The 15,016-nt window shown below is 69.9% G+C and carries 14 protein-coding genes and 1 pseudogene; 11 read left to right on the top strand and 4 right to left on the bottom strand.

Annotated features, from left to right (window positions below; all coding sequences use genetic code 11):
* On the bottom strand, positions 1-859 hold an 859-nt coding region (locus B2284_RS11585; protein WP_286697548.1), incomplete at its 3' end, for a class I tRNA ligase family protein.
* Between the two features lie 176 nt (positions 860-1,035).
* Between B2284_RS11585 and B2284_RS11580 the strand changes: the two genes are divergently transcribed.
* Positions 1,036-1,623, top strand: coding sequence for a GAD-like domain-containing protein (locus tag B2284_RS11580; protein WP_006944396.1), 588 nt, complete (start codon positions 1,036-1,038; stop codon positions 1,621-1,623).
* A 264-nt stretch (positions 1,624-1,887) separates the two neighbouring features.
* Positions 1,888-2,382 (top strand): DUF6584 family protein, encoded by a 495-nt coding sequence (locus B2284_RS11575; protein ID WP_040014439.1) that lies wholly within the window; start codon positions 1,888-1,890, stop codon positions 2,380-2,382.
* A gap of 37 nt (positions 2,383-2,419) precedes the next feature.
* Here the strand turns inward: B2284_RS11575 and B2284_RS11570 are convergent, their stop codons facing one another.
* Positions 2,420-3,115, bottom strand: a complete 696-nt coding sequence (locus B2284_RS11570) for an SDR family oxidoreductase (RefSeq protein ID WP_074046031.1) — start codon at positions 3,113-3,115, stop codon at positions 2,420-2,422.
* A gap of 667 nt (positions 3,116-3,782) precedes the next feature.
* On the opposite strand from B2284_RS11570, the gene ileS reads away from it, so the two are divergent.
* The 5 genes from ileS (at position 3,783) to ndk (ending at position 10,671) form a co-directional block, all read left to right on the top strand.
* Complete coding sequence (gene ileS / locus B2284_RS11565; RefSeq protein ID WP_136788462.1) at positions 3,783-7,199, top strand: isoleucine--tRNA ligase; 3,417 nt, start codon at positions 3,783-3,785, stop codon at positions 7,197-7,199.
* Positions 7,196-8,887, top strand: a complete 1,692-nt coding sequence (locus B2284_RS11560) for a bifunctional folylpolyglutamate synthase/dihydrofolate synthase (RefSeq protein ID WP_136788463.1) — start codon at positions 7,196-7,198, stop codon at positions 8,885-8,887. Before ileS ends, B2284_RS11560 begins: the two co-directional genes overlap by 4 nt.
* Positions 8,884-9,294 (top strand): DUF4233 domain-containing protein, encoded by a 411-nt coding sequence (locus tag B2284_RS11555; RefSeq protein WP_074046029.1) that lies wholly within the window; start codon positions 8,884-8,886, stop codon positions 9,292-9,294. The genes B2284_RS11560 and B2284_RS11555 overlap by 4 nt, the downstream gene beginning before the upstream one ends.
* Positions 9,291-10,154, top strand: coding sequence for an undecaprenyl-diphosphate phosphatase (locus tag B2284_RS11550; RefSeq protein WP_136788464.1), 864 nt, complete (start codon positions 9,291-9,293; stop codon positions 10,152-10,154). The genes B2284_RS11555 and B2284_RS11550 overlap by 4 nt, the downstream gene beginning before the upstream one ends.
* Before the next feature lie 97 nt (positions 10,155-10,251).
* Positions 10,252-10,671, top strand: coding sequence for a nucleoside-diphosphate kinase (gene ndk / locus B2284_RS11545; RefSeq protein WP_062257506.1), 420 nt, complete (start codon positions 10,252-10,254; stop codon positions 10,669-10,671).
* A 298-nt stretch (positions 10,672-10,969) separates the two neighbouring features.
* On the opposite strand, the gene B2284_RS11540 is transcribed toward ndk, so the two are convergent.
* Both B2284_RS11540 and B2284_RS14520 read right to left on the bottom strand, forming a co-directional pair.
* Positions 10,970-11,317, bottom strand: a complete 348-nt coding sequence (locus B2284_RS11540) for a TraR/DksA family transcriptional regulator (protein WP_062257508.1) — start codon at positions 11,315-11,317, stop codon at positions 10,970-10,972.
* A pseudogene (locus tag B2284_RS14520) lies at positions 11,241-11,717 on the bottom strand (DUF2087 domain-containing protein); the annotation flags it as partial. The pseudogene B2284_RS14520 and the gene B2284_RS11540, both read right to left, overlap by 77 nt.
* 549 nt (positions 11,718-12,266) lie before the next feature.
* On the opposite strand from B2284_RS14520, the gene mreB reads away from it, so the two are divergent.
* From mreB to B2284_RS11520, 4 genes are all read left to right on the top strand, one after another.
* Entirely contained in the window at positions 12,267-13,292 is a 1,026-nt protein-coding gene (mreB, locus tag B2284_RS11535) for a rod shape-determining protein (RefSeq protein WP_074040534.1), read from the top strand.
* A gap of 146 nt (positions 13,293-13,438) precedes the next feature.
* Positions 13,439-14,197: a rod shape-determining protein MreC gene (mreC, locus tag B2284_RS11530; protein ID WP_074046026.1), complete on the top strand. Its 759-nt coding sequence runs from the start codon at positions 13,439-13,441 to the stop codon at positions 14,195-14,197.
* A complete protein-coding gene (locus tag B2284_RS11525; RefSeq protein ID WP_006946343.1) occupies positions 14,194-14,757 on the top strand; it encodes a hypothetical protein in 564 nt (187 codons plus the stop codon). Before mreC ends, B2284_RS11525 begins: the two co-directional genes overlap by 4 nt.
* A 68-nt stretch (positions 14,758-14,825) precedes the next feature.
* On the top strand, positions 14,826-15,016 hold a 191-nt coding region (locus B2284_RS11520; protein ID WP_286697547.1), incomplete at its 3' end, for a hypothetical protein.

The raw sequence follows: 15,016 nt of genomic DNA, 5'->3' as shown, positions 1-15,016 counted from the left end.
TCGTGCCGAACAGCGGCTGGTAGCGCTCGTCGTCGGGGTGGGCGATGAGGGCGACGCAGGCGGGCAGCAGTTCGGGGCGCGTCGTCTCGATGTAGACGTTCTCGCCGTCGCTCGTGTGGAAGGCGACGCGGTGATAGGCGCCCGGGTAGTCGCGCGCCTCGAGCTCAGCCTGGGCGACGGCCGTCTGGAACGTGACGTCCCACAGCCCCGGTGCCTCCTGCTGGTAGGCCTCGCCGCGCTTCAGGTTGCGCAGGAACGCCTGCTGCGCGACGGCGCGCGAGCGCTCGTCGATCGTGCGGTACTGCACGTTCCAGTCGACGCTGATGCCGAGGCGGCGGAAGAGTGCCTCGAAGGTCTCCTCGTCCTTGACGGTGAGCACGTCGCACAGCTCGATGAAGTTCTTTCGCCCGATCGGCTGCTGGTCGGCGGCCTTGACGCTCTTGCCCTCGGCGCCCTCGAGCGGCGGGGTGTAGTTCTCGATGTAGGGCTTCGTCGCGTCGCCGCGCACGCCGTAGTAGTTCTGGACGCGACGCTCCGTCGGCAGGCCGTTGTCGTCCCAACCGATCGGGTAGAAGACCTCGCGCCCCTGCATGCGCTGGTAGCGCGCCATGCAGTCGGTGTGGGTGTAGCTGAACACGTGCCCGACGTGCAGGCTGCCCGATGCGGTCGGCGGGGGAGTGTCGATGGCGAAGACCTGCTCGCGCGGCAGCTGCAGGGCGCGCTCGCGGTCGAACGTGTACGTGCCGCGTTCCTTCCATACCTGGCCCCAGACGTCCTCGAGGCCGTCGACGGTGGGCTTGTCGGGCATCGTGCGGGCGCCGGGCGGCGTCTGCTGGGCTGGGGTGGTGTCGGAAGTCATGGGGTCATTTTTCCATGCCTGACGTCCTGGTGCGACCGGCGGCGGCGAGGCGGGCTCGGTGCGACAACGCAGGGGCGGGGGCCTAGGCTATGAGCAGATGGCCGACGACGCGCCCACATGCCGGGCGCGCAGGAGAATCAGGGCGAGACGTCGCTCGGACGAGGGAGCACACGAACATGAACGCCACGCCGCGCGGCGCCGCCGCGATCGAGCCCTTCGTCGCGCGTTTCGCGCCGAGCGACGTCACCCCCGTGGGGCCCGCGTTCGTCGAGTACGCGGCCGACCGGCTGCCGCAGTCGCTGCTCGCGCTGTACCGCGACCACGGCATCGGCTGGTACGGCAAGCAGGAGCTGCAGCTCGTCGACCCCGCCGTGTGGACGCCCGTGCTGCAGGAGTGGTTCGGTGTCGGTGTCGCGAGCATCCCGTTCGCCGTCACGAGCTTCGGCCACGTCTACCACCTCGACGAGGACGGCCGCGTGCAGTGCCTCGACCCGCACTTCCTGACCAACCTCGTCGTTGCCGAGTCGGCCGACGAGTTCTTCGCCGAGCACCTCGTCGGGCCGTCGTCGCACCTCGCGGACCTGCGCGGACCGCACCAGGGTGCGCGCACCAAGCTGGGGCTGCTCGGTGAGGGCGAGCTCTACTCGTTCACGCCGATGCTGCCGCTCGGCGGCACCGTCAGCCCCGACGCACTGACGAAGGGTGACGGCGTCCAGCACGCCCTCCTGACGCACCGCATGGTGCGCGAGCAGCGTCAGCGCTGATCCGCCAGCCTGTGGTCATGCGCTGACCTGCGGGAGCCCCGAACACCCACCTCGGTGATCAAGGACGATGCCCGCCCCACTTCAATGGAAGTGGGGCGTGCTTTGTCATACCGGGCGAATGGCGCGCCAGCGCTGAGCGAGTGACGTGCAGGTGCTCGGGCACGACATCGACAAGCCCCGCAACCTCGCCAAGTCGGTGACGGTGGAATGACGCGCTGAGAATGGGGTCGTGCGTCGGCCCGCCGGTAGGGCATCATCAGGGCCATGACCGCCCTCGACCGAGCCCGCGGCGACATTGCGCAAGGCCGCCTCTGGATGGCTCGTCAGCGCTTGACGAGTTATCTCGTGGAGTCGCCCGACGACGAGGTCATCGCGCTGCTCGCGCAGGTGCACCTCGAGATGGGGGATCTGCCCGCGGCGGGCGCGCTGCTCTTCGTCCTGGGGCGCGACGACGAAGTGGCGCGAGAAGCAATTGCCGCGTGGCGGACCTTCCGCGGAGGGCCTGCGGCGCAGTGGCGCAGCATCCCCAGACGGGTTCGCATGGTGTCCACGGCGCCGCAGGTTGCGCAGTTGCGTGTCGAGGCGGGCGAGCCGCGGCGATGGCACGGGGACCGGGCCCCGCAGGAGGGCTACACAGCCGGCTGGCGTGAACGCGCCGGAGACATCGGGTGCGGATTGACGATCGTGCTGGTCACTTCGTGGAGCCTCTTCCTCATGCTGTGGGGCGCGTGGAGTTTCTCTCAGTGGGTGCTGCACTGACCAGGGACACGCGTGCCCATGGTGTCGCTCAGGTGATTCATCGCGGGCCGGGGCGGACGGAGATCATGTCGACGTTCGCGTCCGGCGTCGCCGTGAGGGCGAGGCGGACGGCGCTCGCGACCGACTCGGGCCGCAGGTAGTTCGCCTCGTCGTACTCGCGGCCCTCGAAGGAATTGAGCTCGACCTGCATGTCGGTCGCCACCCGCCCCGGGTGCACGGACGAGACGCGGATCCCCCTCGGGCGCAGCTCCTCTCGCATCGCGTCCGTGAGGGCGCGGGCTGCGAATTTCGACGCCGAGTAGACGCCGCCGGGGCCACCCGCCGTCAGCCCCGAACCGGAGTTGATGACGACGACGGTGCCGCGAGCCGCCTCCAGGGCGGGCAGGAGCAGCCGCGTCAGATCGGCGACGGCGACGACGTTGATCTCGAACGTGCGGCGCCAGTCGTCACGACGCAGATCCGTCAGCGCGCCGCTGCCGAGCACACCGGCGGAGTGGACGACGCCGTCGAGACGCGTCAATCCGAGAGCTTCGACGGCGCGAGTCGTCGAGGCCTCGTCCGCCAGATCCGCGACGAACGGCCGGGCGTTCTCGTATCGCGCACACGCCTCGGCCACGGCGTCGGCGGACGTGCCGCCGATGATGAGGTCGTGATCGGCGGCCAGGGCGTCACAGATGGCGCGGCCGATGCCGCGCGTACCGCCGGTGACGAGGACGGTGGGGCGAGACGTCATGATGTTCTCCTCAAAAGGGTGGGCCCGTCGACAGGCATGGTCGGCAGGGCGGCGGGGCTGGACTCACGGTAACGAAGACTGCGCGGCGGGCCCGGGTCGGTTCGCAACGAAGACCACGCGGCGGGCCCGGCTCCATCTGCTCGGTGGGCCCGTTGCTGCGCTTCCCGGCCCCACAGATCCTGCCCGCAGCGGCCGGTTTCTCAGCTGCCCGAGAATCGTGCATCTGCACGAGGAATGTGCGTCATGAAAGTCGTGCAGATGCACATTACTCATGCAGTCGGCCCGGGCTGGCCGACTCACCACTGGTGCAGCTGGTCCGGGCTCGTCGAGTCGCTCCGGGGCAGGTGGCAACAGGCCGGGGGGCACCGGCTTGCCCGTGCGATCGAACACTCCGCCACGGCGGGTAACATGGTGGCAACGACGTTCGAGCCGTAATCAGCGGCGAGTCCCCGGAAGAACAGGTTGCGCACACCGCGAGCGCACCCCAGTAGAACCGGGCGGGAGTGGCCCGTCACAGCCGGCATGAAGCGGTCATGTCGCTCCTCGTGCGCCCGCCACCGGGCGAGAGCGCGGGTTCGAGATGGCAAGCAAGGTGGTACCGCGGCCACCCGGCACACGCCGGCGACGTCGTCCTTGCTCGACGATCTGACGCGCAAAGGATGCCACCATGACCTACCCCAAGGTCGACCTCACGCGAGAGCACGCGGCAGCGACCCCCGATGACGCAGCGGGAGCGGCCGCCACGACCCCCGGCACCGGCGAGGCGTTCGGCATCCCCAAGGGCGTGCCGAGCAGCCCGAACTTCCCGTCCATCGAGAAGGCCGTCCTCGACTACTGGCGGCGCGACGACACGTTCCAGGCCTCGATTGAGCAGCGCGACGCCGGCGAGAACGGCGACAACGAGTTCGTCTTCTACGACGGCCCGCCCTTCGCGAACGGCCTGCCGCACTACGGCCACCTGCTGACGGGTTACGTCAAGGACCTCGTCCCGCGGTACATGACGATGCGCGGAAAGCGCGTCGACCGCGTCTTCGGCTGGGACACGCACGGCCTGCCCGCCGAGCTCGAGGCGATGCGCCAGCTCGGCCTCAAGACCAAGGACGACATCCTCGACATGGGGATCGAGAAGTTCAACGACGCCGCGAAGAAGAGCGTCATGAAATACGCCTCCGACTGGGAGGACTACGTCACCCGCATGGGCCGCTGGGTCGACTTCGAGCGCGGCTACCGCACGTACAACTCGGGCTACATGGAGTCGGTCATCTGGGCGTTCAAGTCGCTCTACGACAAGGGCCTCATCTACGAGGGCCTGCGCGTGCTGCCGTACTGCTGGAACGACGAGACGCCGCTGTCCAACCACGAGCTGCGCATGGACGAGGACGTCTACAAGAACCGTCAGGACCCGGCGGTGACGGTCGGTTTCACGCTCGAGACGGGGGAGAAGGCCCTCATCTGGACGACGACGCCGTGGACGCTTCCGAGCAACCTCGCCGTCTCCGTCGGCCCGGACATCGACTACGTCGTCGTCGAGGCCTCCGGCCCGACCGGCAGCGACGAGAAGTACGTCATCGCCGAGGCGCGCCTCGCGGCCTACAGCAAGGACCTGTTCGGCGAGAAGCTCGACGCCGACGCGCTTGCCGCGAAGGTCGTGCGTCGCATGAAGGGCTCCGAGCTCGTCGGCCTCACCTACACCGCGCCGTTCACGTACTTCCTCGACGACGAGCGCGTCGTGGGCAAGGCGTGGCGCATCCTGTCGGCCGACTACGTCACGACCGACGACGGTACGGGCCTCGTCCACATGGCTCCCGCGTTCGGTGAGGAGGACAAGGCCGCGACCGACGCGGCCGGCATCCCCGTCGTCGTGCCCGTCGGCCCCGACGGCCGGTTCACCTACCCGGTGAGCGACTACGAGGGCATGCAGGTGTTCGACGCGAACCCGCACGTCATCGACCACCTCAAAGCGGCGACCAAGGGCGACATTGCGAACGCCGGGCACGCCAGCGACGGCACCGTCCTCGTGCGCCGCGAGAGCTACGACCACTCCTACCCGCACTGCTGGCGCTGCCGTCAGCCGCTCATCTACATGGCGGTGAGCTCCTGGTTCGTCGAGGTGACGGCGATCAAGGAGCGCATGCTCGCGCTCAACGAGGAGATCGACTGGGTGCCGGGCAACGTCAAGCACGGCCAGTTCGGCAAGTGGTTGGAGAACGCGCGCGACTGGTCGATCACCCGAAACCGCTTCTGGGGCAGCCCCGTTCCCGTGTGGAAGTCGGACAACCCGGAGTTCCCGCGCCTCGACGTCTACGGCTCGTTCGAGGAGATCGAACGTGACTTCGGCGCCTTGCCCCGCAATGCTGACGGCGAGGTCGACCTGCACCGTCCGTTCGTCGACGAGTTGACGCGCCCGAACCCCGACGACCCGTCGGGGAAGTCGACGATGCGTCGGGTCGACGACGTCCTCGACGTCTGGTTCGACTCGGGCTCGATGAGCTACGCGCAGGTGCACTACCCGATGGAGAACGAGGCGTGGTTCGAGAACCACTTCCCGGCCGACTTCATCGTCGAGTACATCGGTCAGACGCGCGGCTGGTTCTACACGCTGCACATCCTCGCGACGGCGCTGTTCGACAAGCCCGCGTTCTCCTCCGTCATCTGCCACGGCATCGTGCTCGGCAGCGACGGGCAGAAGATGAGCAAGTCGCTGCGCAACTACCCGGACGTGTCCGAGGTGTTCGACCGTGACGGCGCCGACGCGATGCGCTGGTTCCTCATGTCGAGCCCGATCCTGCGCGGCGGCAACCTGTCCGTCACCGAGCAGGGCATCCGTGACGGCGTGCGTCAGGTCATGATGCCGCTGTGGAACGCGTACTCGTTCTTCGCGCTCTACGCGAACGCCGCAAACGGTGGTGAGGGTTACGACGCGCAGTGGTCGACGGCGTCGAACGACGTGCTAGACCGTTACCTGCTCGCCAAGCTGCACGACTTCGTCGCGCAGGTGCAGACGCAGATGGACGCGTACGACATCGCGGGGGCGTGCGACAGCGTCCGCAGCTTCCTCGACGTGCTGACGAACTGGTACATCCGCCGCAGCCGCGAGCGGTTCTGGGGCACCGGATCGTCCGCGAGCACGGGCACCGAGCACGAGGCGTCGAGCAACGAGGCGTTCGACACGCTCTACACCGCGCTCGAGGTCGTGACGCGCGCCGCCGCGCCGCTGCTGCCGTTCGAGACCGAGCAGATCTGGCGCGGCCTGACGGGCGGACGCTCGGTGCACCTCACCGACTTCCCCGTCGCCGGCGACCTGCCCGCGGACGCCGACCTCGTCACGGCGATGGACCGCGCCCGTGAGGTGTGCTCCGCGACGCTCGCCATCCGAAAGGCCGAGAAGCTGCGCGTGCGCCTGCCGCTGGAGTCGGTGACGTTCGTCGGTGAGAACCCGCACCCGTTGGAGCAGTTCGCCGATCTGATCTCCGACGAGGTCAACGTCAAGAACGTCGTGCTCGCCGACTCGGCGAACGTCGACGCGGATGCGCTCGGCGTCAGCCGGCGCCTCACCGTCAACGCTCGCGCGGCCGGCCCTCGGCTCGGCAAGAACGTGCAGCAAGCCATCAAGGGCAGCAAGTCCGGTGACTGGTCGCTGGGCGCCGACGGCGTCGTCACCGCCGGTGGGCTCGCGCTCGAGGAAGGCGAGTACACGCTCGACATGGTCGTCGACACCGAGAAGGCCGGCGCCGACACAGCCGCCGGGATGCTGCCCGGTGGTGGCTTCGTCGTCCTCAACACGCAGGTGACGCCGGAGCTCGCCGCCGAGGGCCTCGCGCGCGACATCGTGCGCGCCGTTCAGCAGGCCCGGCGCGACGCCGGTCTCGACATCTCCGACCGTATCTCGCTCACCATCACCGGTGACGACGAGGTGTGGGCGGCGACCGTCGCGCACCAGGACCTCATCATGCGTGAGACGCTCGCGGTGCAGTTCGGTTCGGCGGGCGCGGCGCACCAGCTGCCCGACGGCGTCGGCACGAGCGTCGAGGTCGGCGACAAGCAGCAGGTGCGTATCGTCGTGAAGAAGGTGGAGAACAAATGAGCGACCAGCGTCCGCGCGACGAGAACGACTACGACGGCGACGGATTCGACGGCGCCGACGTCAACGAACACCTCGTCGAGGGTGAGAGCCCCCGCGACGGGTACGCGACATTCGGCATCCAGGGCGAATCGTTCGGACACGCGAACGAGGAGATGGATCTCGACGAGTACGTCGCCGAGCACGTCATCGGTGACGGCTCGGCCGGCCCGGGCGCTGAGACGGGCGACGCCGCCGACCCCACGGAGCGCGCCCTGACGACGGGCATCGTCGGCGACAACCTCGTGAGCAAGAAGGCCCAGCGCAGCGGCGACCCCCGGGCCGCCGCTCGCGAGGCCGAGGAAGCTGCAGCGCTGCGGCTGCGGGCGCGCGAGATCGAGGACGAGATCCTCGCGCGCACCCCGGAGAACAACCCCGAACCGTCCCTCGAACGTGTGCGTCGCGCGATGGAACTGCTCGGCGACCCGCAGACGAGCTTCCCGATGATCCACCTCACGGGCACGAACGGCAAGACGTCGACGACCCGCATCCTCGAGCGGCTCGTGCGCGAACACGGTTTGAAGACAGGGCGGTTCACCTCACCGCACCTGCACGACTTCCGTGAGCGCATCAGCCTCGACGGCGAACCCGTCGACGTCGAACGACTCGTGCGCGTGTGGGACGACATCGAACCGTTCATCGCGATCGTCGACCACGAGAGCACGAGCAACGGCGGCGTGCGGATGACGTACTTCGAGGTCATCGTCGTCCTCGCCTACGCCGTGTTCGCGGACGCGCCCGTCGACGTCGCAATCGTCGAGGTCGGCCTCGGCGGCGCGTGGGACGCGACGAACGTCGCCGACGGCGTCGTCAGCGTCGTCACGCCCGTGGCGCTCGATCACCAGCGGCTGCTCGGTGACACGGTCGAGGACATCGCGCACGAGAAGAAGGGCATCATCAAGCCCGGCGCGTTCGCCGTCGTCGCCGCGCAGGTGCCGGAGGTCGACGAGATCCTGCGCGAACAGTGCCTCGAGGTCGACGCGACGATGCTGCGCGAGGGCGACGCGTACGCCGTCACCGCGCGCGAGGCGGCCGTCGGCGGGCAGATGATCTCCCTCAAGGGCCTCGCCGGCGAGTACGACGACCTCTTCCTGCCCCTGTTCGGCGCGCACCAGGCACACAACGCCGCGACGGCGATCGCCGCCGTCGAGGCGTTCCTCGGGGGAGGAGAGACTAAGATCGACGACGGCGTGCTGCGCGCCGCGCTCGACGCCGTCACCTCGCCCGGGCGACTCGAGGTGGTGCGGCGCTCGCCGACAGTCCTCGTCGACGCCGCGCACAACCCGGCCGGCGCGCAGGCACTGCGTGAGGCGCTCGCGGATTCCTTCCAGTTCAACCGCCTCGTCGGGCTCGTCGCCGTGCTCGCCGACAAGGACGCCGAAGAGCTGCTGCTCGCGCTCGAACCGACGCTCGACCACGTCGTCGTCACGCGCAACACGTCGCCGCGCTCGATGGATCCGCGCGAACTCGGCCAGCTCGCCGCCGAACTGTACGGCGACGATCGCGTCACCGTCGTCGACAGCCTGCCGGACGCCCTCGACCGCGCGGCGGCCCTCGCCGACGACGAAGGCGTCGGAGGTGGCGTCCTCGCGACGGGCTCCGTCGTCACGGCCGCGGACGTGCGCATGCTGCTGGGGGTGACGTCGTCATGATCGCCGAATGGATCCGCCGCCTCCGCTTCACCGGCGTCGGCGAGAAAAAGACGCGACAGCTCGCGGGCGCCGTCATCGGCTGCCAGGCGTTCGTCCTGTTCTTCTTCGCGCTCGTCGCGTGGGGCCTCGACCACTCCCGACACCCCGACGGTGGCGGCAACGCGACGACGTTGCTCTGGGTCGGCATTGCGCTGGCTGTGCTCTGCCTGTATTCCAGCGCGTCGATGCGCAAACCGCTCGGCATTCCGTTGGGATGGGTGCTGCAGGCAGCGACGCTGCTCACCGCGTTCGTCGTCCCGTCCATGCTCGTCGTCGGCCTCATCTTCCTCGCGCTGTGGATCACGGCGCTCGTACAGGGCGACAAGATGGACGAGCTCACCCGTAACTTCATGAGGGAGTATTCATGAACTGGCTCGAGGCCGTCGTCCTCGGCATCGTGCAAGGGCTCACCGAGTTCCTGCCGATCTCGTCGTCGGCGCACCAACTGCTCGTCGGTCGCGTGTTCTTCGACAACGACGGCGGCGGCGCCGCGTTCACCGCCATCAACCAGCTCGGCACGGAGACGGCCGTCCTCGTGTACTTCTGGAAGGACATCGTCCGCATCATCAAGGCGTGGTTCGGCTCGCTGCGCGGCCACGTCGCGAAGGACGACCCCGACGCGCGGATGGGCTGGCTCGTCATCATCGGCACCCTGCCGATCGGCATCCTCGGCATCCTGTTCAAGAGCGCGATCGAGGGCACGCTGCGCAACCTGTGGATCACCGCGACGATGCTGCTCGTCTTCGCGCTCGTCATCATGCTGGCCGATGTCGTCTCCGACAAGCGCGTCGAGGAAGGCCATCACGAGAAGGGCCTGGACGAGCTGACGTGGGCCGACGGCGTCAAGTACGGCTTCTTCCAGGCACTCGCCCTCATCCCCGGCGTCTCGCGCTCGGGCGGCACCGTCGCCGGTGGTCTGTTCATGGGCTACTCCCGACCCGCCGCGGCTCGCTACTCGTTCCTGCTCGCCATCCCGGCGGTGCTGTCGTCCGGCCTGCTCGAACTCATGGACGTCATCAGCAAGGGCAAGGATCACGACTCCGGCAGTTGGGGCATGATCGCCATCGCGACACTGCTCGCGTTCGGTGTCGGCTACGTCGTCATCTCCTGGTTCATGCGATACATCTCGACGCACAACTTCCGCCCGTTCGTCATCTACCGCATCGCGCTCGCACTCGTCGTCTTCGGGCTGCTCGCGACCGGCACGATCGACGCCGCCGTCAACTGAGCGATCCACGCGCCCGCCGCGACGAACGGCATTCATGATCTGCCCCCGACCTTCGATAGGTTGGGGGAAGATCCGCACTCTCTGCCTGGAGGACACCATGACCGCACAGCTCGAACGCTCCCTCGTCATCATCAAGCCCGACGGCTACCGCCGCGGCCTCACCGGCGAGGTGCTGCGCCGCATCGAAGCGAAGGGCTACACGATCGCCAAGCTGCAGGTGACGGAGGCGACGCGCGACCAGCTCGCTGCACACTACGCCGAACACGAAGGCAAGCCCTTCTACGAACCGCTCGTCGAATTCATGAGCTCCGGCCCCATCGTCGTCGCGGTCATCGAAGGCAACGACTGCATCAAGGGCTTCCGCTCCCTCGCCGGCGCCACCAACCCCACCGAAGCGGCCCCCGGATCCATCCGCGGCGACCTCGGCCGCGACTGGGGCCTCAAGGTGCAGCAGAACATCGTCCACGGTTCCGACTCCACCGAATCCGCCGAACGCGAGATCGCGATCTGGTTCTGACCTTCCCTCGCTGTGTCTTCCGGTGAGCGACAGGTGTGGGCTCGCAGGCTCGCCCACACCTGTCGCTCGCTCGGTGCGACACAGCTTCGGGCGGGATGACGGACGCCGCCTCGACCGCTCACCTCGCACGCTCGGTGTCCGGCCGGGGCGGCGTCCGTCATCCCGGGCCCGCGTTCGCGTGGATCGAGGGTCGGTTCCGGTGAGGCGCTGATCGGATGCGCATGCCACCGAGCGAGGATCGGTGTGCGGTGAGGCGTTGACTGCACATCGGGCTCACCCGGACGGCAGGGGGTGGGGCTCAGCGCGCTGCCGCGCACGTGACGCAGCGGGTGGCTGTCGGGCGAGCCTCGAGACGAGCGTCCGGAATCGTCGCGCCGCAGCGTTCGCACACACCGAACGTTCCCACGTCGACGCGTGCGAGCGCAGCGTCGATCGCAGCGAGTCGGCCACGTCCCTCGTCAGCCAGCGACGAGACCTGGGCCCGGGCGACGGCGACCGTCGAACCCTCCGGGTCGTGCTCGTCGTCGATGTTCGCATCGCGCGCCGACTCGACGATGTCGGCCCAACTCTCATCCAACCCCCGCAGGCGAGCCACCGTCTCCCGACGTTTCTCGACCAGCAGCGCGCGAGCAGCGTCCGGGGTCATGCCCCCATCGTACGGTCACCGTCGGCCAACCCGCCACGGCACCGGGACGAGCGACAGTGGGCCGAGCTGCACCGCAGTGCGTCGCGTCGGGACGGGGACGCCTCAAGACGACCGCCGCGTCACGCGCCCCGTCGAAGTGCCACGACGAAGCGCCACGCCGGGCGTCACCGCTGCGGCGTGCGCTGCCACAGCGCCGCGAACACGTCGGCCTCCTCGCGGGGAAACTCCTGGCCCACCGCGTGTCGCGGGCCGGTGGCGCAGGTGCCAACGTGTACTCACCCGCTTCGCGCCGGAGACAACCGACGTTGACGAGCTCGCAGCGCGGATACGCAGGGTCCTCGTGGACCTCAGCCAGCATCCGCGACACCTCGGCCTCCGGGTACGCTCGACGCGGTTCGAAACGCGTGACGAGACGAGGAGCACGGCCATGCGCTTCGTTCGCTTCGTGGGGATGGTGCGCAGGCGGCTGTCGTCGAAGAACTGACGAGCCGACTTCCCCAGAGCCGTCGGGATGATGGGGTCCTGGGCGAGAGGGCTTGGCGCGCCGTTCGGGATGGGGGACGCCGCCCGGTCGGTCGGAGGCTGTTCGATCGCAGGCTGCGTCCGCGTCAGTTCGGTGCGTGCCTGCAGGTAGGTCGCGTCAGACGCGGCCATCCGGGCGCGCACGAACTTCTTGAAATCGGCATCTCGGGTCATGTCAATCGCTTTCGCGCGTCGAGAACGCCCCAGCCGCACGACGCGTCAGGCGCATGCTGCGGGAGATGATCCGCCTGAGAATCCGCTTCCCTTCGCTCCGACGCATCCGGGCTGAGGCCGGGCGTGAGCTGGGCGCAGGCGGCGCCACGGTCATCGTGCCGTGCCGGCGCGGCGCGGCGCCCGGCCAGCGAATTTGCGTCCGCCCCTTGCTCGGCGAACGGCGGCACCCAGACAACTTTGAAATACTCACCCGGTGCTCGGACGACTGAAGACCCCCTCGCGTGATCTCGCGATCGACCTCGGGACGGCGCACACGCTCGTCTACGAGAGCGGGCAGGGCATCGTCGTCGACGAACCCAGCGTCGTCGCCCTCGACGCGGCGACCGGCGACCTGCTCGCCGCCGGCCACGACGCCAAGGAGATGCTCGGACGAGCCCCCGGGCGCGTCTCCGTCGTCCGCCCCCTCGTCGGCGGCGTCATCAGCGACGCCGACGCCGCCGAGCGCATGCTGCGCTACTTCATCGCCCGCTCGCGACCCTCCCGCCTCATCCGCCCACGCGTCGTCGTCTGCGTCCCCTCGGAGGTGACCGGCGTCGAACGCCGCGCCCTCGAGGACGCCGCGATGCGCGCCGGCGCGCGCCACGTCGACGTCATCGAAGAAGCCGTCGCCGCCGCAGTCGGCGCCGGGCTCAACGTGCAGGCCACGCAGGCGTCGATGGTCGTCGACATCGGCGGCGGCACGAGCGACGTCGCCGTCACGAGCCTCGGCGGGGTCGTGCGCTCACGCTCCGTCCGCCTCGGCGGCCACGAACTCGACGACGCGATCGCAGCCCACCTGAAGAACGAATACGCGCTGCTGCTCGGCGAACGCACCGCCGAACGCATCAAGCTCGACGTCGGCAGCGCCTTCCCGCTCACCGAGGAACTGACGTGCGAGGTGCGCGGACGCGACCTCATCGGTGGGCTGCCGCGCAGCGTCACCGTGACGAGCGTCGAGATCCGGCGCGCGCTGGAACCGACCCTGCTCGCGATCTGCGACACCGTCCGCGCCACCCTCGACGCATGCCCGCCGGAGCTGGCCGGCGACATCCTCGACACCGGCATCGTCCTGACCGGCGGGGGAGCGCAGCTGCGCGGGCTCGACGTGCGCCTGCACCACGAACTCGCCGTTCCCGTCCGCGTCGCCGCCGACCCGGCGAACGCCGTCGTCCTCGGCGCCGGTGCGTGCGTCGAGAACTACGACCTCATGCGTGGGCTGCTCATGCCCGTGACGCGGTGAAGAACCCGCGCCGGGCGCGAACAAGGTCGACGTCGTCACCGACGGCGAGATCCGGGCGCGGGGGGCGATCGGTTCGGCGGTCGTCGGGTGAATTCGGTGCTGCCCCGCCGCGACGCGACCCGCACCGCCGCGGCCGACTCGTCGCGGTGGCCGTGCTCGCCGTCCTGCTGCTCGCGCTCACCGCCTCACCCGCGCTGCGCGCACGGGGTCAGCACTTGACCTCGGGTGCGCTCGGTGCGATCGCCGGCTGGGTGACCCCCCGCGACGACGCGTTGCGCGAGGCGAAGGAAGCGCGCATCCGCGCCGAGGCGCGGGCCGCCGCCGTCAGCGACGCCGACCACGTCGTCGACGAGGCTTCGAAGCTGTCGCGCTCGTTCGCCGCGTCAGGACGCGACGTCGTGACAGCGCGCGTCGTCGCGTTCACGCCCGCGACGGCGGCCGGTGACGCCCGGCGCGTCCAGATCGACGCGGGCCGGGACGCCGGGCTCGAGACGGCGCAGGCCGTCGTCGCGGCCGGCGGGCTCGTCGGACGGGTCACGGCGGTCGACGAGCACGCCGCGACGGTCACGCTCATCACTGACCCGGCGAGCGTCGTCGGAGCGCGCCTCGAACCGGGCGGCACGCTGGCCCGCGTCAGCGGAGCGGCGCCCGACGGGGTGGCCGCGCGCGCCGAGGGATCCGTCAGTCTCGTTCTCGCGGCGGGCGGTTCGGCGACGAAGGGAGCCCGCGTCGTCACCGCCGGCAGCCCCCAGGGCCGGCCGTACCCGGCGGGGTTGCCCATCGGGACGGTCACCTCGATCGACCCCGACCGTGGCCGCCTGGAGCGCAGCGCCACCGTCCGCCCCGCCGTCGACCCCAGCAGCCTCGACGTCGTCGGCGTGCTGCGCCCGCGGGCGTCGCGATGACGAGCGCCGAACAGCGCGTCCTCTTCGCGCCCGAACCGCTGCGCGAGCCCGCGACGATCCTCGCGCGCCCGTCCGCGCTCGCCGCGACGCGGGCTCTGTGGACGCTCGGCGCGGGCGTCGTCGCCGTCCTGCTGCCCCCGCACCTGGGCCAATGGGTGGCGTGGCTGGGCGCGCCGCTCGCGGTGAGTGTCGTGCTCGACGCGGGGGCGCTCGCCGCGCTCGGCTGGCTGCTCGCCGGGCTCGTGCTCTCCGTCGTGCTGCCGCCCGGCGGCGTCGACATCGTCGCGCATACGGCGGCGATCATCGCGACCGTGCTCGTCCTGCGACGCCTGCGGGTGGCCGCGACGGTGAGTGCCTGGTCGGCTGCGGCGCTCGCCGCTCTCGCCGTCCTCGTGCACGACCTGACGCTCGTCGCACTCGCCGCGACACAGAGCGGCCGCGTCGGCGTCGCCGTCCTGCCGCTGCTCGTGCGTGTGGTAGTCGGCGGCGTCATCGGCCTCGCCGTCGTCGGGCGCTGGAACCGCTGGGCGGCTCGTGAACGAGCGCGAGGCCGGGCATGAGGCGGCTCGCGCGGCTCCGTCGTCGCGTCGGCTCGAGGCCGGAACGACGTGCCTCTCGTGGCCATGCCGTGCCCGGGCGCCGCCGTCAGGCCAGCCGGCCACGAACCGGTTCGCGTGCCGCGGGTGGCCGACGCGCCACGCTGGGGCCGTTTCTCCTGCCGGAACGCATCGGTTCTCGGCGAGGTACGGGTGGCACCTCGGCGGCCCAACGGCGCCTCGCGATCTACCTCGTCCTGACGTTCGTCGCCGCGATCGTGCT

Source organism: Dermacoccus sp. UBA1591 (assembly GCF_002322065.1).
In the GTDB taxonomy this organism is placed as follows: Bacteria; Actinomycetota; Actinomycetes; order Actinomycetales; family Dermatophilaceae; genus Dermacoccus; species Dermacoccus nishinomiyaensis.
The sequence above is the reverse complement of the archived record's forward strand: the minus strand, read 5'-3'. Positions and strand labels throughout refer to the sequence as shown.